This window comes from Streptomyces sp. NPDC058985, assembly GCF_042740985.1.
In the GTDB taxonomy this organism is placed as follows: domain Bacteria; phylum Actinomycetota; class Actinomycetes; order Streptomycetales; family Streptomycetaceae; genus Streptomyces.
Map to the genome: position 1 here is coordinate 164,699 of NZ_JBHYJX010000004.1, position 16,128 is coordinate 180,826.

The window sequence follows — 16,128 nt, forward strand, 5'->3', positions numbered from 1 at the left end:
TTTTTTTTTTTTAATTTTAGTTTATCTCGGTTATTATTCCCTGCCCCGGGCGGGGGGGGGCGCGGGGGGCCCGCCCCCCGGCCCCCCCTCCGCGCATCCGTACGCCCTACTCCTCGCCGAACAACTCCTTGGCGTGCGCCACGCTCAGGGAGCGGTCGAGCCAGGTCACCAGCACGTCGAGATCGGTACAGTCCGTGACCCTCTCCCGGACGGCGTCGGGGATCTCGACACCCCGCACCTCGAGAATGTGCAGGATGTCCTCGGCCTTGCCCTTGGCGCGGCCTTCGAGCCAGGACTCTTCGACGATCGTGTTGCTGCCCGGAAAGTTCGGGGTGTAAGTGGCCATCAGATGCCTCCAGTAGTCACGACCCGGGCCCTCACCCAGCCCGATCTCGACGATCTCCGCCCAGTCCACACGGTCCACGTCCCCGGCCTCTTCCGTCTCGGCGCTGCTCCCGGACCCGGACCTCTCGGCGTCGTCCGCCACTCCTGACGCCAGCGCGTCCAGTATGGCAGTCAGCCCCGGGTCCTTGGCGTAAGCGAGCGCGGAGAAGACGGCGACTCCAAGGTCCTGGGCCGCCTCGTCCGCCTCGGTGATCACGGGAAGGATTCCAGGCCCCAGGACCAGCGGAAAGACGACCATGCTCGTGTGGAAGCCCCGTCCGACACGGATCGGCTCCGCCGCCCACGACGCGGTCGCCTTGTCCTTGCAGACCACGAGAAGGAACGGTGGCAAGCGGTACTTGGCGTAGAGGTGGGCCAAGTAGTACGTCCAGCTACTGTGCTTGTCCGGATCCGGCTTGCCCTGCGACTCGACTGCGAGCACGAAGCCACCCTCCTCGCCGGCGGCACGGACGCGGAACACACTGTCCACGCGGCGCTCAAGTGGTCTGATCTCGGTGAGATCGGAGTCCACGGGCTCGATCGCGGTGTACTCCGGGAAACCAATGCCCGCCCGGGGGAGAAGCCGGGCGAACAGCCCCGGATCCGCCCGGAAGATCCGGTGCAGGGCTTCATGCGGTGAACTGACCATGCGATGGGACGTATTCGCGCGGGCACGCTGCACGCGGGCGTTCGACCGGGACTCAGCCGAAGGAGTGAAAGTGCCGCTGGCCTATGCCAGACCACGACGCGCGACACGCGCAGGGCGCCCGGCGGATGATCCGCCGGGCGCCCTGGGCGTGTGCAATGCCTACGCGAACTGGCGCAGGAAGGCCTGCCAGCCCTCGCGGGAGACGGTGAGCAGGGGGCCGTCCTGCTGCTTGCTGTCGCGGACGGCACGACCGGCGGGGGCGGTGTCGGCGACCTCGACGCAGTTGTTCTCCTGGCCCGAGTACGAGGACTTCCAGAAGGGGCTAACGACCTCGGTCACGATGTGTCTTCCTTCAAGCTCCGCAGGATGCCCCGGATGAGCTTCGCGCTCGCGTCCGGTGTCAACGCCGACGATCGTAGTAGGTCGAACGCATTGGCGTAAGCGGCGAGGTCTTCGGCTGCTTCAAGGACGGATGTACCACGCAGGTTGTCCATGGTGACCGCTTCGACCGTCGGCTCCTCGTCGAAGCTGAAGGAGGAGAAGGCAGAGGTATAGCCGAGCAGGACACCGGCACTGAACGGCAGCACCTGCACAGTGACGTTCTTCCGCTTCCCGATCTCAAGGAGTGCGGACAACTGCTCCCGGTGGATGTCGACGCTCACCAATGGGTGCGCGAGGACCGCCTCCGAGAGGATGGCCGTGTACGAGGCCCCGCCCTCTTCGATCTTCGCCTGCCGCCCCATACGGACCTTCACCAACTGTGCAGCCTGTTCTGGCTCCATGTAGTGGGGGCCGCCGACGATGACCGCTTCCGCGTAGGCCGGAGTCTGCAGCAGCCCGGGCACCATGATCGACACCCACTCGCGGATATAGGTCGCGTCGTCCTCCAATGCGAGGTGATCGACATAGTCCGGACGCAGGTGCTCCGCGTGTTCGAGCCACCAGCCCCGGTTCCGGGAGTGCTTGGCCAACTCCTCCAGCTTGGTGCGCACCTCCGGGTCTGTGACGCCGTACGCGTCAAGCAGTAGCCGGACCTCGATGACTCGGGCGGTGACGTGCCCGCTCTCAAGGCGGCTGACCCTGGCCTGACTTGCCGCGATGATCTCGGCGGCCTGCGGCTGGTCAAGCTTCGCGGCATGCCGGTACTGCCTCAGCGCCGTGCCAAGTCGCCTACTGCGTACGGTCGGCCGTCCCCCTGCGGGCATGGCTCCTCCCCTCTCCGCGCGCAACGATGCCACACCGGCCGTCAACATTGAGTGCGCGTCACTCGATCGAGTGGACGACTGAATGTATTCAGTTGAGCCGGTTGTGCGGGAGTTGTTTGCAGCCCTAGCTTCGGCTCATGCCCGCAACCGAGACCTTCCGCATCCCCAAGCGCAGGCGGCACGTTCCGACAGCCCGGCAGCGCCTACGAAAGGCCCTCGCAGACTGGGGCCTCACGGACGAACTCTGCGACGCCGTCGTCCTGTTAGCCAGCGAACTCGTCACGAACGCCGTGCTTCACTGCCGGGTCCCCCACGCACAGGTCAGGGTCACCCTCACCCTCGACGGGCCGGAACTGACCCTGGAGGTCTCCGACCCGGACCGGGACAGACTCCCCCGGCTCCACCACTCCGCCGCCGCCGACGACGAGGGCGGACGCGGGCTGGCCCTCGTATCGGCGCTGTCGGACGACTGGGGTTGCCGCCAGGACCCGTACACGAAGTGCGTCTGGGCGCGGTTCACGGTCGCGGGGAGGGTTGATGTGGCTCCGGCGACTCCGTGACGCACTCGCCCGACGCCGCACTCACGGGACGACTGCGGGCCTTGACCGCCAGGTACGCGAACCGGACCCGTACGTGTGGCCACTCCCCAGCCCGTACGACGCCCGCTGGCGCCGCTGGCACAAGCGGTGCCGGGCGGCGGGCCGTTACTTGCCGTGGCCGGGTGACGAGCATTGCTGGGCGGCGACGGACCACCCGCAGCCGCCATCGTCCTGGCGAACCGAGGACGACGCGGTACGGCCGTACGTCCTCAGACCTTGATACTGCGCCGCACCCTCGCGATCACTTGTTGCGCCTCGGCACCGTAGACAGCCGACTCCGCGAAGGTTTCCCAAACGCGGCGGTAGAGGGCAATCGTTTCCGCGTCGTCGAGCCAGAGCGCAGCGTGCCAGTCTTCGACGGTTACCAGCCTGTCATCCAAGATCCAGAACCCGTTCCCCGGCGGCAGGCGGAGTGCAGCGTCCAAGGGGACAATCCCGAGTTGAACGGTGTCCATACCCACCAGCCCAACCAACCGGTCCAGTTGCGCTGCCAGCACCGCCGGCGGGCAGGTCTCTGCCCGCAGCGCGCCCTCCCACATCAGTGTCTTCAGCTGTTTACCTGGCTGGTACAGCCACTCCTGCCGCTTCATACGGGCTCGTACCGCATCCTCTGAGTCTCGTGGAGAGTTTCGGAACTCCGCATAGCGCTCAAAGAGGTTCCGGGCGTAGTCAGCCGTCTGAAGCATGCCGTTGACGGCGAAGGTGTCCCACACATGCAAGGTACGGGTCTCTGCTACAAGGGTGTTCCACTCCTCCTGCACCGGGGCATGTCCAGCCGCCAACCGTCGGCGCCAGGAACGGATGTGACTCTCGAAACCCTTCAGACGGCTGCGCAGTTCGGGGTAAGCGGCAGGCTGCCCCACGGCCTCGCACCACGCTCGGAGATCGTCCTCCGTGGGAGTCTGCCTGCCGTTCTCCAGTTTGCTGACCTTCGACTGCGGCCATCCCAACCGTTGAGCCAGTGCAGTACCGGTGAGTCGGCCATTGGCACTTTCCACGCGCAGTTCCCTGAGTCTGCGCCCCAGCGCCGCACGCGCCCTCTGATAGTCCGTGCTCACCGGTACCGTTCAAGCTCCTACGCGTCGCCCTGCATGTCCGCCGTGAACCGCTTCCACGGTACGGCGTGATGCCAAGCAGCATCCCGCACCATGCAGCAGCGCACCACCTCCGCAGGCTCGGTGATCAGGTCCACGTGCGTGAGCTGGTCGTCGTCATCGAACCGCAGGAGCGCGATGAGGCGGCTGTCGAACAGCCAGAAGTCCTCGGCGGGGAGACGGAGCCGGTCTGCGTCGGCGCGCCACAGATTGCGGATGTCCTCACCCATGCCACTGTTCCGCTTGGCGTTGTCGAGGAGGTACCTCTGACCGACAGTGGCGGGCTGGTCGACGATGCGCACCCGCTCCACGCGTTTGCCTAGGTCGGTCTGTTCTCGGATCGTCTTGCAGTACGGGTGGTCGAACGTCCAGTTGGCTTTACCGGTCTCCACGAACTGACGGTAGGTGTCAGTCGTTTCGTCACTCGCGTAGCGCCGCCGCGTCTCCAGTCGCCACGCGGTGTGCTCGAACTTGCCGAACAGTCCGCCGAACTCGTCCAGTCCGATGGTTCGCGCGTTCCTCGCCCGGCCCTTCGGGGCCCAGTCCACCAGAAGGTCTCGTGGCACCACCACCGCGACCTCACCCTCCGAGAGGTGCTGAAGCTGTGAGACATCCTCCGGGTCGGTAAGTGGAGGGCCGTGCACGACAACCTCCCCACTGTCCAAATCCTCGTGCACAGACGGGCAGCCATCCTCACCGCTGCCTGTCCCGTTGAACCGCAACCTGCGCGCCATACGCACCAACCCCCTGGGGGCCTGGACTATGTTGCGCACCAGCATGTCGGTGTCTCTGCGTGCATGTCCACGCATCCTGAGTGACCGCAAGAGAATAGTGGGGAATATTCTCAACTCTGCTCCCCTCCCCTCCCTACGGTCGTCCCGAAGCCCCACCCGACAGGAAGGGACAGCCATGCCGAACCTCGGCGACCTGTATCAACTCGACCTCACCCACGCCTCATTCACCAAGGCATGCGGCGGCAACACCCACCCGGACGGCGAGTCCTGCGTCACCCTCGCCCGCATCGCCGACGACGCGTGGGCCCTCGGCGACAGCAAGCGCCCGGGCGCCGAGCCCCTGCGCTTCACGACGGAGGATCTGAGCGTGGCCGGGATCGACCCGGAGCGGTTCGGTCTCGCCCGCTGAATCACCGCCCGCACCCCCTTCCCGGTCGTCCCGACCGGGAAGGGGCCCGAGACGCCGAAGGACCGCCGGTGCACCACCACGGATATCTCTGGGTCGGCCCCAAGCCCCGCTTCGACCAGGAGGCCCTGCGACGCCCGCCGCATCCCGAGCCGCCGCCCGCCGGGAGCCGGCCGGAGCTGATCCAGCGGTACCGCGAGGTGGCCGCCGAGTTCCCCGCCTGCGACCTGCCGCCGCTGGAGACACGGCACTGGCTGCGCAAGCCGCCCGCTCAGGTGCGGGGTACCTGGGAGGAGCCACGGAACGCCGCGGCGTGGCTCCGCGACCGCCTGGCGGAGTACGCACCCCGCTTCGCGTCGTGCGCCCAGCGCGACGCCCTTCGCATCACCGCTCACGTCATCTCGGCGGAGGCACGGCTGGCGTGGGGCGGGGACGTGTCGCTGGGCTGCTACCTCGAACGCCCCGCGTTCCTCTCCCTCGCCCTGGTGACCTGTCTCCCGGACGACGGGGCCCACGCCACGCACTGTCCCGGTCAGCGTCACGAACCCGGGCTTGAAGCTGACACCGTGTGAGGACCTAGCGTTTGCGTCGTGGATGACGGGACGTGGTGGACGGTGGGCGACCTGGCGATCGCGTCCGGGGTGTCGGTGCGGGTGTTGCGCCACTGGGACGCGCTGGGCGTGGTGTCGCCCGAACGTACGCCGAGCGGCCACCGTCGTTACGGCCCCGCGCACGTCACTCGTCTCTACCAGGCGATGGCCCTGCGCCGGACCGGTCTGGGTCTTCGGCGGATCGCCGCTTTGCTGGACCAGGCGGATCCGGACCCGGCGGCGACATTGCGCGCCCACCTCGACGACGTCGAGGAGGACCTCGAACGGCGAAGGCAGCTCCGCGACCGGCTCGAGGCCGCGCTGGCGAGTTCGGAGTCGGACCAGTTGATGAAGGTGATCGAGACCATGACCATGTTCGAGCAGTACGTGCACGGCTACCGCGCCGAGGAGAGCACCCGTCTCGCGGACCAGGCGGGCGCCCTTGTCGAGCTGCTGCACGGTGACACCCGCTTCGGTCCGGGCGAACGAGTCCTGGAGATGGGGTGTGGCGTGGGCGCCCAGACCGCCACGCTGGCGTCGCGGAGCCCGCACACGGACTTCGTGGCGGCCGATATCGCCCCCGAGTCAATGGAGTCGGCCTCACGTCGCGTCGCTGCCGCGGGTCTCACGAATGTCGAGTTCGCCGAGAAGGACGTGTTCGCCCTCCCTGAACGGGAAGGCGGCTTCGCCGAGGCGTCCTTCGACCACGTCTTCGTGTGCTTCCTGCTCGAACACCTGCCCTCTCCGGTCGACGCGCTGCAGCGGCTCCGCCGCCTCGTCCGGCCCGGCGGCACGATCACCGTCATCGAGGGCGACCACGGCTCGGCCTACTTCCATCCGGACGACGAAGCCGCCCGCGCGGCCATCGCGTGCCAGGTGACACTGCAGCGCCACGCCGGCGGCGACGCCCTGATCGGCCGACGGCTCTTCCCCTTGCTGAACGAGGCGGACTGGTCGGGCATCACCGTCACCCCGCGCACCGTCTATGTCGACGACAGCCGGCCGGAACTGGCCGACAGCTTCACCAGGCGCACCTTCACCGCGATGATCTCCGGTGTCCGGGAGCCCGCCGTCGCGGCGGGGCTGATCGATCCGCGTACCTTCGACGCGGGCATAGCCGCCCTACGACGCACGGCCGAACCCGATGGGGTGTTCTGCTACACGTTCTTCAAGGCGGTCGCACACCGCCGGACCTGATCGTGACCGCAGAGGGGATCAGGCCAGCCCCGCCCCGATGGCGCGGCGGACCGCGTCGGCGCGGTCGTGGATGTGGGCCTTGGCGAACAGGTTGTTGATGTGGGTCTTGACCGTGGCCTCGCTGATGAAGAGCTTCTCGGCGATGCCCCGGTTGGACAGGCCCTGGCCGATCAGGGCGAGGACCTCGCGTTCGCGGGGTGTGAGGTCGTCCGGCAGGGGCTGCCCGGCCGGTCCCGGAGCGGGCGTCCTGGTCCTGGCCGTCGCCAGCAGCCGGTTCTGGACCTCTCGGTCGAGGACGGACTGGCCCGCGCCCGCGGCGCGGATGGCCCGGGTGATGTCCTGGCGTCCCGCGTTCTTGGTGAGGTATCCGCGGGCCCCCGCGCCGAGCGCGCCCAGGATCGACTCGTCGTCGGCGAAGGTGGTCAGGACGACCACCGCCACCTCCGGATGCTCCTCGGTCAGGCGGCGCGTGGCCTCGATTCCGTCCATCACGGGCATCCGCAGGTCCATCAGCACCACGTCGACCGGTCCGGCGGCGACGGCCGCCAGTACTTCGCCGCCGTCCGCGGCCGCCGCGACGACGTCGATGTCCTCGGCCAGCCCGAGCACCGCGGCGAGCGGCTCCCGTACGGCGGCCTGGTCGTCCGCGACGACCACCCTCAACCGCGCCGTGTTCCCGGCCTGTTCACTCATCGTGGTTGCTCAGCCATCGTGGTTGCTCACTCATCCTGGAATCACTGCCTTCACCTGCCAGCCGCCCTCGTCCCGGCCCTCGGTGACCGGTCCGGCGGCGACGCTCCCGCCCAGCAGGGCGACCCGTTCACGCATGCCGATCAGGCCCATGCCGCTGCCGGCTCCCGGGGTCGCCGTACGGGTGGCACGTCCGTTGCGGATCCTCAGTGTGATCGACGCGGCGGTGAACGTCAGCTCCACGCCGACCCGTCCGCCGGGCGCGTGCCGGGCGGCGTTGGTCAGGGCCTCCTGGGCGATCCTCAGCACGTTCTGGGTCACCTGGGCCGGCACCTCGCGGACGGTTCCGGTGACCGTGAGGGCGTCGTGGTGGCCCGCCGATTCGACCATCGCGGTCAGGCTCTCCAGCAGCGGCAGCGCGTCCTCACGCAGCGCGTGCACGGTCCACTGGGCCTGCTTCAGGCTCTCCTTGACCAGGCCGTGGGCCTTGGCGTTGGCCTCCCGGACCTTCTCCAGGTCACCGGTGTCGAGCAGGGCGTCGGCCAGTTCCAGCTGCATGTTGATCCCGGCGAGGGAGTGCGCGAGGACGTCGTGCACGTCCCGGGCGATCCGGCCGCGCTCGGTCAGTACGGCGGTCCGGGCCTCCGCGCGGGCGGCGCGTTCCGCGGACTCGGCGGCCGAGAGCGCCGAGCGGACGGCCTGGCGCTGACTGCGGTTGAGGATGCCGACCACGACCGGGACGCCGGTGGTGAGGCCGAGCACCCAGGGCAGATCCGGGTCTCCCGGCCCGAGGTGGAAGTACAGGACACCGGTGCAGAGCAGGGAGCACATGGCCGCGAGGGTGAGAGCCGGCCTGGTTTCGAGCCGGTGACCGGCGTGCCCGGCGAGGAAGAACGCGAACAGGTAGCCCGTACCGCTGCTGCCGGCACCGATCAGGGCGGCCGCCGCGACGACGCCGAGCGTGAGCCAGACGCGTGCCGCACGCGGAGGGACGCGCTGCTCGGGCAGGGACCGGGCCAGCAGTGCCGCGGAGTTCACCACGAACAGGCACGCGACCGCCAGGCCCTGGCCGCTGACCCCCATGGGCCGGATCGTCAGGGCTCCCACGACGATGACCGCGAGGTTCAGGCCCCACCGCACACGCGGGTCCTGACCGGGGACCGGCACCCGGACCGGCCGCGGTCCCGTCCCCGGGTCCGGGGACGGGGTGCTCTGGGTGGCGGACACGGGCCGAACATAGCGCACGGTCAGGCCGTACCGTCGAGGACGGGTACGGCGGGGGCGAGCGCCCCGGCCCGGGCGCGGCTGCGCAGGTAGATCGTGGCCACCCGCGTGACCACCTCGGTGACCGCCATCATCACGAACGCCGTCACCCATGCCTGGTCGCTCGTGATGTGGTGGGCGACGCTGAACCGGGCGACGTCGTCGGCGCCGCCGCCGTGCTCGGCCCAGACCTGGAAGCCCATGCGGGCGCCCATGCCCAGCACCCACAGGATCGCCGACACGGCGCCAGCCTTGATCATGAGGTGTCCGTCGAGTGCCCGGATCCGGGTGTACACGCCGCCCGCGACGCCGAGCGCGGCGCCCACGGCCGTCAGGGCCGCGATCAGCACCAGGTCGTTCCCCGCGGTCGGCACGGAGTCCAGGTACGAGTACGCCACGAAGGCCACGATCCCCAGCGGGATCAGGAAGGTCTTGCGGTCCAGCCGGGCCTCCCGCAGCTGCCGGAAGACGACGAGGACGAGGACGATGTCGGTGATCCACTCGGTCGTTGTCATGCCCTCAAGGCTGCTCGGCCGGGGCTCGCGACACCTGGACCCAGGGGTGGAGCGGGGGGTGGAGATCCGCCGCGTTCCCGGTCTCCACCCCCGGCCCGCCGAGGGACCGCACTCCGCCGGTGCCTACCGGCTCAGCCGCTGGAACCGCCGTACCGCCAGCGGCAGGAAGACCGCCGTCAGGATCACCGGCCACACCAGCGCCATCAGCAGCGCGTGCTGCTCGACCCAGGTGTCGCCGCCGCCGACCGGGGTGCCGAACAGGTCGCGGGCGGCCGCCGCCGTGGAGGAGATGGGGTTCCAGGCGGCCACCCAGCCCAGCCAGTCGGGCATGAGCTGCGGGGCGACGAAGATGCTGGAGATCATCGTCAGCGGGAAAGCCACCGCGAACAGGCCGCCCGCCGCCTCCGGGTTGGGGACGAGCAGGCCCAGCCACACGCCGATCCAGATCAGCGCAAACCGCAGCCACAGCAGCAGCCCGAACGCGGCCAGGAAGCCCCAGCCGCCGTCCGGACGCCAGCCCATGGCCATCGCGGTCAGCATCATGATGGCCAGCTCGGCGCAGGCGGCCAGCAGGTCGGTGACCCCGCGTCCGGCCACCACCGCGGAGGACGCCATCGGCATGGAGCGGAAGCGGTCGATGACGCCCTTGGTGGAGTCGTAGACGACGAGCGTCGCGGTGTTGATGAAGCCGAACGCCATGGTCATCACGAACATGCCCGGCATCAGGAAGTCCTTGTAGTCCCCGCCGCCCGGCACCGTCATCGCGCTGCCGAAGACGTAGCCGTACAGGAGGACGGAGAGGATCGGGAAGCCCAGCTGCCAGGCGATGTTGACGGGCTGGCGCTGGTAGTGGAGCAGGCCGCGGCGGACGAGGTTGCCGCAGTCGGCGAGCAGCCAGTACAGGCGCCCGCGCTCGGGCGGTGCCGTGGTCGGGTCGAGGGCACTCATGCCGACACCGTCTCCTTCTCCGCACGATCCGAGCGATCCGAGCGACCCGAGCGATCCGCACCATCCGCGCGATCCGTGCCATCCGTGCGATCCGCACCACCCGTGCGGTGTCCGGTCAGGCGCAGGAACACGTCGTCGAGGCTCGGCCTGCGCAGCCCGATGTCCTCCACGGCGACGCCCTCGTCCTGCAGGGTGCGCGCCACCTCGGTCAGCGCGGCCACCCGGTCGGTGACCGGGGCGTGCACGCGCAGCGTCTCCTCGTCGGACTCGGGCTCGCCCTCGCAGACCCGGGCGACCACCTTCACCGCCCGTGCCAGGCCGGCCCGTTCGGCGACCACGACCTCGACGCGGTCGCCGCCGACCAGGTTCTTCAGGCCGTCCGGGGTGTCGTCGGCGATGGACCTGCCCTGGTCGATGACGGTGATGCGGGAGGCCAGCTTGTCGGCCTCCTCCAGGTACTGCGTGGTCAGCAGCACGGTCGTGCCGCCCGCCACCAGGGCCCGCACCGATTCCCAGACCTCGCCCCGGCTGCGGGGGTCGAGGCCGGTCGTCGGCTCGTCCAGGAACAGGACGGACGGGGCGAGGATCATCGACGCGGCGAGGTCCAGGCGGCGCCGCATGCCGCCGCTGTACTTGCCGACGCCCCGGTCGGCGGCGTCGGTCAGGTCGAACTGGTCCAGCAGCTCGACGGCGCGGGCGCGGGCCCGGCGGCCGCCGAGGTGGAACAGGCGCCCGAACATCTCCAGGTTCTGCCGGCCGGTGAGCACCTCGTCCACCGCCGCGTACTGGCCGGTCAGGCCGATCCGGGCGCGCACCTCGCGCGGCTGCCGGGCGACGTCGAGGCCGGCCACCTCGGCCCGGCCCCCGTCCAGCTTCACCAGCGTGGACAGGATGCGTACCGCCGTGGTCTTGCCCGCGCCGTTCGGCCCGAGCAGGCCGTGCACGGTGCCCTCGCGGACGGCCAGGTCGAAGCCGTCGAGGGCGTGCTTGTCGCCGTAGCGCTTCTCCAGGCCCTCGGCGCGAACCGCGTGTCCGTCGCTCATGGGTCCCCCTCTCACTCGTCAACTGAGTACACCGTACCCGATTGCGCGTACGCCGTACCCAGTTTTTTTCCGCGGCCCTAGACTGACCCCATGGCGAGCGGCACGGAGACCAGCGGCAGCGGCGACATCGCCCGCACCCTCGAACTGTTGTGGGACACCGGCCCGCGTCCCAGCCGGGGGCCCAAGCCCGGCCTGACGCTGGAGCGGATCGTGGAGACCGCCGTCGAGGTCGCGGACCGGGAGGGGCTCGGCGCCGTCTCGATGCGCCGCATCGCCACCGAGCTGGGCACCGGCACCATGTCCCTGTACCGCTACGTCCCCGGCAAGGGCGAGCTGCTCGACCTGATGCTGGACCGGGTGCAGCGCCCCTCGGAGAACCCCGCCGAGCCGGGCGACGACGGCTGGCGCTCGGCGCTGCTCGCCCTGGGCCACGCCACTCTCGCCCTCTACCGCCGCCACACCTGGCTGCTGGAGGTCAACCAGTCCCGCCCGGTCCTCGGCCCGAGCGCGCTGGAGGGCATGGAGAGGGTGCTCGCCCGGATCAAGCCGATGGGACTGACCGACCCCGAGCTGCTGTCGGTGATCCTCCTGGTCGACGGGTACGTCGTCGGGGCCGCCCGCACCCAGGTGTACGCGGAGGAGGCCGAGCGCACCTCGGGACTCACGGACGCGCAGTTCTGGGAGGCGCAGGAGCCGATGCTGGTGAAGGCCATGACCAGCGGGCGCTATCCCGTCCTGGCCGGGATGTCGGACGACACCTTCGGCCCCGGCTTCGACCACTTCGAGTTCGGCCTGCAGCGCATCCTGGACGGTCTCGAGGTCTTCGTGGCCACCCGGAGCGCGGCACCGGTCCCCGCCGCGGACACCGGCGCCGACTGCTCAGCGCCGCCGGAACAGCCGTCGTAGCCCGAACAGCGCGAGGCACGCGACGACCAGCCCGGCCGCCCCGACCTTGAGCGTGTCCCCGCCGGGGACGCCGGAGTCGGAGTCACCCCCGCCCGAGGCGTCCGAACCGCCCCCGCCCGAGGAGCCCGCGCCGGGCGCGTCCTGGGCCTTGACCGGGCTGTCGGCGCCCTCCATGCCCAGCAGCAGTTTCGCGCCGTCGGTGGTGTAGGTGACGGACTCACCCTGTCCGAGGGGCACGCTGATCCGGTCCCTGCGCTGGATCTTCCCGCCGTTCCAGTCGTACCAGATGCCCCCGAGGTAGCCGCGCACGGCGAGCGACTTCCCGTCCGGGGAGAACGCGGCGTCGGTGGCCCAGAGGTCGACGGGGACGGTGGGCCGGAAGACGTTGGTGCCGGAGGCGGAGAGCTTCGCCGGGCCCTCGTAGAGGTGCCCGCCGTCCTCGTTCTTGTCGATGAGGTAGACCCGCCCGGTCTTCGGGTGGACGGCCATCGACTCCGCGTCCCGGGCGCCGTCCTCGTACTTCACGACGTACTGCGTCGCCTTGACGGTCTGGTCCTTCAGCTCTTTCGGCTCGGGCAGCTCGTAGATCCACACGTACGGCCAGGTGCCGCCGAGGTTGTCCCCGATGTCGCCGACGAAGATCCTGTTGCCCGGCCCGACCGCGATCGCCTCGACGTCGCGGGGCTTGCCGACGCCGGAGAGGGCGACGCGGGCGACGGTCTCGCCCGTGGCGCCGTCGACGGCGTACAGATAGGGCCCGTTGTCCTGGTCGTTGTGCGTCCAGTAGACGCCCGGGTGGAGGCGGGAGGCGGCGAGGCCGCTGGACTCGGTGATGCGCGGGTCCCTGATCGTGAACCCGTCGCTCCCGGGGACGCCGTCGGCTGCGGAGGCGGGCACGGCGAACGCGCCCACGAGGAGGGCCGCGGCGAGGAGGGCGAGGGGTCGGCGCATGTGCCAAGCCTGCCATCCCGCGCGGGCGTTCAGGCGGGCGGTCACCCTGGGTGGCCGGGCTCACATCCCGGGTGGTCTGGCTCACGTCGCGCCCGCCGGAGCGATCGTCCATGATGAGCGGATGCTCAGGTTCATGTTCGTCGGTGACTCCATGACGATCGGAAGCGCCGGCGAACACACGTGGCGCTATCGGCTGTGGCAGCACCTGTGCGCCTCGTACGGCCGCCCCTTCACCTGCGTCGGCCCGCGCGAGACGCTGCACGACCAGGTGACGGACGCCCCCACCTCGTACGCCTACGCCGAACCCGGCTTCCCGCGCGCCCACCTGGCCGGCTGGGGCGAGGGCTGGCACCACATGACGCCGCTGATCGCCGAGACGGTACGGGAGTACCGCGCGGACGTGCTCCTGGTCTCCCTGGGCCTGATCGACCTCGGCTTCTACACGAACGCGGAGCAGACCGCCGACAACGCCCGCGCCTTCGTCGCCGAGGCCCGCTCGGCCAACCCGCGCGTGCGCGTGGCCGTGATGCCGGTGCTGCACAACATCCGGGTGGACGCGGACCCCACCTTCGCCGGGCAGGTCCACCGCTTCAACGAACTCCTCGCCAAGACCGTCGCCGACCTCGACGAACCGCGCTCCTCCCTGCTGCTCGTCCCGCCGCCCGCGGAGTACGAGTTCCACGCGGACACGTACGACGGCACCCACCCCAACGAGAGCGGCGAGCACCGGATCGCGGCGGCGTTCGCCGAGGCGATGGAGGAGGGGTGGGGCCTCGGAGGGCCCTACTCCGCCGCCGCGTAGACCGCCGCGTAGACCACTGCGCAGACCGCCGTGGTCACCCGGACCCACCCCCTACCGGGGTATCACTGCGACCTGGCTCCTCAGGGTGACGCCGCGCCCCCGACCCGCACATAGGCTGGCGCCCATGACCTCAGTCGAGGAGGGTCGCCCTCGCGCGCTGCTCGCGGGGGCTTCGCGGCGGTGGGTACGGCTGCTGCCGTGGGCCGTGGCGTTCGTGCTGGCCGTCGCCCTGCTGCCCACCACCATCGTCGTCCTCACCGCCGACTACGGTCTGGGCGGCGGCCTGGCGAGCGCGCTGGCCGTCGCACAGGCCGCGCCGCTGCTGCTCGCCGTCGTACGCCCGCTGCGGGCCTGGTACGTGATCTTCGCCGCGGACGTGGCCGGGGCGCTGGCCCTGCTCACCGTCGACTTCGAAGCGCGCCTCCTGTGGCCGTTCCCGCCCATGGGGATCGTCGGGTACATCGGCCTGTGCCTCGCCCTGGGCCTGCGCGAGCGGCGCCGGACGCTGCTGCTGGTGTGGCTGGCGACGGCGGCAGCGAACGTCGGCCTGGGCTTCGCGGCGCCCCACGGCTTCGGCGCCAAGGGCCTGTTGCTCACCATCCTCGGAGGCGTCGCCCTCCTGCTGGGCGGTGTGCTGCGGGAGCGGCACGAGGTGCAGCGCAGGCTGGCCGAGCAGGAGACGATCAGCGAGGCCGAGCGGGGACGGCGGACGCTGCTGGAGGAACGCGCCCGCATCGCGCGCGAGCTGCACGACGTGGTGGCGCACCACATGTCCGTCATCACGGTGCAGGCGGACACCGCGGAGTACCGCCTCGCGACACTGCCTCCCGACGTGCGGGAGGAGTTCACCTCCATCGCGGCGACCGCGCGGGAGTCGCTCGGCGAGATGCGACGGCTCCTCGGCGTGCTGCGCAACGAGGAGGCGCACGGCGAGCTGGTGCCCCAGCCGGGTCTCCCGCAGATCGCGCAGCTGGTGGAGGCGACCGCGAGGACCGTCGGACCGGTGGAGTTCACCCCCTGCGACGCCGAGGTGCCGGAGGCGGTGGGCCTCTCGGCGTACCGGATCGTCCAGGAGGCCCTCGCGAACGTCGTACGGCACGCGCCGGGTGCCGCGACACGGGTGTCGCTGTCGGTGTCGGAGCCGGTCGCGGACGGCGGGGACCGGCTCACCGTCCTGGTCGTCAACGGACCGCCGCCGGAGCCGCCCGCCGCGCCGCTGGAGGCGGGCGGCACCGGGCACGGCCTGGTCGGCATGCGCGAGCGGGTCCGGATCATCGGCGGCACCCTCGACGTGGGGCCGCTGCCGGACGGCGGGTTCCGGATCGCCGCCCGACTCCCCCTGGCCGAAGCCGACTCGCCTGACGGAAGCTGAACCGACTCCCCCTGACTGAAGAGGACTCCACATGACCACGCGCGTCATGATCGTCGACGACCAGGCCATGGTGCGGGCCGGCTTCGCCGCGCTGCTGGCCGCGCAGAGCGACATCGACGTGGTGGGCGAGGCCCCCGACGGCGCCCAGGGCGTCGAGCTGAGCCGGCGCACCCGGCCCGACGTCGTGCTGATGGACGTCCGCATGCCCGAGATGGACGGCCTGGAGGCCGCGCGCCGCCTCCTGTCGCCCCCACCGGGCGTGACCCACCGGCCGCGCGTCCTGATGCTGACCACCTTCGACGTCGACGACTACGTGTACGAGGCGCTGCGGGCCGGCGCGAGCGGCTTCCTGCTGAAGGACGCGCCGCCCGCCGACCTCATCGCGGCGGTACGCGTCGTGGCCTCGGGCGACGCGCTGCTCGCCCCCTCGGTGACGCGCCGCCTGATCGCGGACTTCGCCCAGCAGCGCCCCGCCGCCCGGGGCAAGCCCGCGCTGCGCCTGAAGGCCCTCACCGAACGCGAGACCGAGGTCCTCACCCTGGTGGCCCGCGGCCGGTCCAACACGGAGATCGCCCAGACGCTGGTCCTGGCCGAGCAGACCGTGAAGACCCACGTGAGCCGCGTCCTCACCAAGCTCGACCTGCGCGACCGCGCCCAGGCGGTGGTCTTCGCGTACGAGTCGGGGCTGGTGGCGCCGGGTGAGTAGCCGCCACCCCCTACCGGGGTAGCACGCCCAGGTTGGCTCCCGGGTATGACGCCCGGGTCGCGGCCGCTGCCGCA

19 protein-coding genes are annotated in these 16,128 nt (G+C 70.6%); 8 read left to right on the forward strand and 11 right to left on the reverse strand.

The window, feature by feature from the left end; translation table 11 throughout:
- Positions 1 to 106: 106 nt before the first annotated feature.
- The 3 genes from ACFW01_RS05090 to ACFW01_RS05100 form a co-directional block, all read right to left on the reverse strand.
- The gene (locus ACFW01_RS05090; RefSeq protein WP_384502410.1) at positions 107 to 916 is read right to left on the reverse strand and encodes a hypothetical protein; all 810 of its coding nucleotides are present in this window, start codon (positions 914 to 916) and stop codon (positions 107 to 109) included.
- A gap of 276 nt (positions 917 to 1,192) precedes the next feature.
- Complete coding sequence (locus ACFW01_RS05095) at positions 1,193 to 1,372, reverse strand: DUF397 domain-containing protein (protein WP_234957118.1); 180 nt, start codon at positions 1,370 to 1,372, stop codon at positions 1,193 to 1,195.
- Positions 1,369 to 2,238 carry a helix-turn-helix transcriptional regulator gene (locus ACFW01_RS05100; RefSeq protein ID WP_234957117.1) on the reverse strand — a complete coding sequence of 290 codons (870 nt, stop codon included), beginning with the start codon at positions 2,236 to 2,238 and terminating at the stop codon, positions 1,369 to 1,371. The genes ACFW01_RS05095 and ACFW01_RS05100 overlap by 4 nt, the downstream gene beginning before the upstream one ends.
- A 137-nt stretch (positions 2,239 to 2,375) precedes the next feature.
- On the opposite strand from ACFW01_RS05100, the gene ACFW01_RS05105 reads away from it, so the two are divergent.
- Positions 2,376 to 2,798 carry an ATP-binding protein gene (locus ACFW01_RS05105; RefSeq protein WP_384502411.1) on the forward strand — a complete coding sequence of 141 codons (423 nt, stop codon included), beginning with the start codon at positions 2,376 to 2,378 and terminating at the stop codon, positions 2,796 to 2,798.
- A gap of 248 nt (positions 2,799 to 3,046) precedes the next feature.
- On the opposite strand, the gene ACFW01_RS05110 is transcribed toward ACFW01_RS05105, so the two are convergent.
- Complete coding sequence (locus ACFW01_RS05110; protein WP_234957115.1) at positions 3,047 to 3,895, reverse strand: helix-turn-helix transcriptional regulator; 849 nt, start codon at positions 3,893 to 3,895, stop codon at positions 3,047 to 3,049.
- A gap of 17 nt (positions 3,896 to 3,912) precedes the next feature.
- Positions 3,913 to 4,665 carry a DUF6879 family protein gene (locus tag ACFW01_RS05115; protein WP_234957114.1) on the reverse strand — a complete coding sequence of 251 codons (753 nt, stop codon included), beginning with the start codon at positions 4,663 to 4,665 and terminating at the stop codon, positions 3,913 to 3,915.
- Positions 4,666 to 4,840: 175 nt separating this feature from the next.
- Here ACFW01_RS05115 and ACFW01_RS05120 point away from each other — a divergent pair, with 175 nt between their 5' ends.
- The 3 genes from ACFW01_RS05120 (at position 4,841) to ACFW01_RS05130 (ending at position 6,858) form a co-directional block, all read left to right on the forward strand.
- On the forward strand, positions 4,841 to 5,074 hold the full coding sequence (locus tag ACFW01_RS05120; protein ID WP_384502412.1) for a DUF397 domain-containing protein: 234 nt from the start codon (positions 4,841 to 4,843) through the stop codon (positions 5,072 to 5,074).
- Between the two features lie 68 nt (positions 5,075 to 5,142).
- Positions 5,143 to 5,643, forward strand: coding sequence for a hypothetical protein (locus tag ACFW01_RS05125; protein WP_234957112.1), 501 nt, complete (start codon positions 5,143 to 5,145; stop codon positions 5,641 to 5,643).
- 18 nt (positions 5,644 to 5,661) lie between these two features.
- A complete protein-coding gene (locus tag ACFW01_RS05130; RefSeq protein WP_384502413.1) occupies positions 5,662 to 6,858 on the forward strand; it encodes a methyltransferase domain-containing protein in 1,197 nt (398 codons plus the stop codon).
- A gap of 18 nt (positions 6,859 to 6,876) precedes the next feature.
- On the opposite strand, the gene ACFW01_RS05135 is transcribed toward ACFW01_RS05130, so the two are convergent.
- The 5 genes from ACFW01_RS05135 to ACFW01_RS05155 form a co-directional block, all read right to left on the reverse strand.
- Entirely contained in the window at positions 6,877 to 7,551 is a 675-nt protein-coding gene (locus ACFW01_RS05135) for a response regulator (RefSeq protein ID WP_384502414.1), read from the reverse strand.
- A gap of 30 nt (positions 7,552 to 7,581) precedes the next feature.
- On the reverse strand, positions 7,582 to 8,793 hold the full coding sequence (locus ACFW01_RS05140; protein ID WP_384502415.1) for a sensor histidine kinase: 1,212 nt from the start codon (positions 8,791 to 8,793) through the stop codon (positions 7,582 to 7,584).
- A gap of 2 nt (positions 8,794 to 8,795) precedes the next feature.
- Complete coding sequence (locus ACFW01_RS05145) at positions 8,796 to 9,326, reverse strand: hypothetical protein (RefSeq protein WP_234957108.1); 531 nt, start codon at positions 9,324 to 9,326, stop codon at positions 8,796 to 8,798.
- A 123-nt stretch (positions 9,327 to 9,449) separates the two neighbouring features.
- Complete coding sequence (locus tag ACFW01_RS05150; RefSeq protein WP_234957107.1) at positions 9,450 to 10,274, reverse strand: ABC transporter permease; 825 nt, start codon at positions 10,272 to 10,274, stop codon at positions 9,450 to 9,452.
- Positions 10,271 to 11,317 (reverse strand): ATP-binding cassette domain-containing protein, encoded by a 1,047-nt coding sequence (locus tag ACFW01_RS05155; RefSeq protein ID WP_234957106.1) that lies wholly within the window; start codon positions 11,315 to 11,317, stop codon positions 10,271 to 10,273. Before ACFW01_RS05155 ends, ACFW01_RS05150 begins: the two co-directional genes overlap by 4 nt.
- Before the next feature lie 90 nt (positions 11,318 to 11,407).
- Between ACFW01_RS05155 and ACFW01_RS05160 the strand changes: the two genes are divergently transcribed.
- A complete protein-coding gene (locus ACFW01_RS05160; RefSeq protein WP_234957105.1) occupies positions 11,408 to 12,223 on the forward strand; it encodes a TetR/AcrR family transcriptional regulator in 816 nt (271 codons plus the stop codon).
- On the opposite strand, the gene ACFW01_RS05165 is transcribed toward ACFW01_RS05160, so the two are convergent.
- On the reverse strand, positions 12,197 to 13,174 hold the full coding sequence (locus ACFW01_RS05165; protein ID WP_384502416.1) for a WD40 repeat domain-containing protein: 978 nt from the start codon (positions 13,172 to 13,174) through the stop codon (positions 12,197 to 12,199). The two genes, ACFW01_RS05160 and ACFW01_RS05165, sit on opposite strands and share 27 nt — an antisense overlap.
- Positions 13,175 to 13,295: 121 nt before the next feature.
- Here ACFW01_RS05165 and ACFW01_RS05170 point away from each other — a divergent pair, with 121 nt between their 5' ends.
- The 3 genes from ACFW01_RS05170 to ACFW01_RS05180 all read left to right on the forward strand — a co-directional run bounded on the left by ACFW01_RS05170 (position 13,296) and on the right by ACFW01_RS05180 (position 16,054).
- Entirely contained in the window at positions 13,296 to 13,976 is a 681-nt protein-coding gene (locus tag ACFW01_RS05170; protein ID WP_234957103.1) for a GDSL-type esterase/lipase family protein, read from the forward strand.
- A gap of 124 nt (positions 13,977 to 14,100) precedes the next feature.
- The gene (locus ACFW01_RS05175; protein ID WP_384502417.1) at positions 14,101 to 15,348 is read left to right on the forward strand and encodes a sensor histidine kinase; all 1,248 of its coding nucleotides are present in this window, start codon (positions 14,101 to 14,103) and stop codon (positions 15,346 to 15,348) included.
- Positions 15,349 to 15,379: 31 nt separating this feature from the next.
- Positions 15,380 to 16,054: a response regulator transcription factor gene (locus ACFW01_RS05180; protein ID WP_234957101.1), complete on the forward strand. Its 675-nt coding sequence runs from the start codon at positions 15,380 to 15,382 to the stop codon at positions 16,052 to 16,054.
- Positions 16,055 to 16,128 lie beyond the last annotated feature (74 nt).

Coding starts and splice junctions, on each gene's coding strand:
- ACFW01_RS05160 (WP_234957105.1), top strand. CDS start 11,408: ATGGCGAGCGGCACGGAGACCAGCGGCAGCGGCGACATCGCCCGCACC.
- ACFW01_RS05165 (WP_384502416.1), bottom strand. CDS start 13,174: ATGCGCCGACCCCTCGCCCTCCTCGCCGCGGCCCTCCTCGTGGGCGCG.
- ACFW01_RS05105 (WP_384502411.1), top strand. CDS start 2,376: ATGCCCGCAACCGAGACCTTCCGCATCCCCAAGCGCAGGCGGCACGTT.
- ACFW01_RS05170 (WP_234957103.1), top strand. CDS start 13,296: ATGCTCAGGTTCATGTTCGTCGGTGACTCCATGACGATCGGAAGCGCC.
- ACFW01_RS05135 (WP_384502414.1), bottom strand. CDS start 7,551: ATGAGTGAACAGGCCGGGAACACGGCGCGGTTGAGGGTGGTCGTCGCG.
- ACFW01_RS05175 (WP_384502417.1), top strand. CDS start 14,101: ATGACCTCAGTCGAGGAGGGTCGCCCTCGCGCGCTGCTCGCGGGGGCT.
- ACFW01_RS05115 (WP_234957114.1), bottom strand. CDS start 4,665: ATGGCGCGCAGGTTGCGGTTCAACGGGACAGGCAGCGGTGAGGATGGC.
- ACFW01_RS05180 (WP_234957101.1), top strand. CDS start 15,380: ATGACCACGCGCGTCATGATCGTCGACGACCAGGCCATGGTGCGGGCC.
- ACFW01_RS05150 (WP_234957107.1), bottom strand. CDS start 10,274: ATGAGTGCCCTCGACCCGACCACGGCACCGCCCGAGCGCGGGCGCCTG.
- ACFW01_RS05155 (WP_234957106.1), bottom strand. CDS start 11,317: ATGAGCGACGGACACGCGGTTCGCGCCGAGGGCCTGGAGAAGCGCTAC.
- ACFW01_RS05120 (WP_384502412.1), top strand. CDS start 4,841: ATGCCGAACCTCGGCGACCTGTATCAACTCGACCTCACCCACGCCTCA.
- ACFW01_RS05145 (WP_234957108.1), bottom strand. CDS start 9,326: ATGACAACGACCGAGTGGATCACCGACATCGTCCTCGTCCTCGTCGTC.
- ACFW01_RS05100 (WP_234957117.1), bottom strand. CDS start 2,238: ATGCCCGCAGGGGGACGGCCGACCGTACGCAGTAGGCGACTTGGCACG.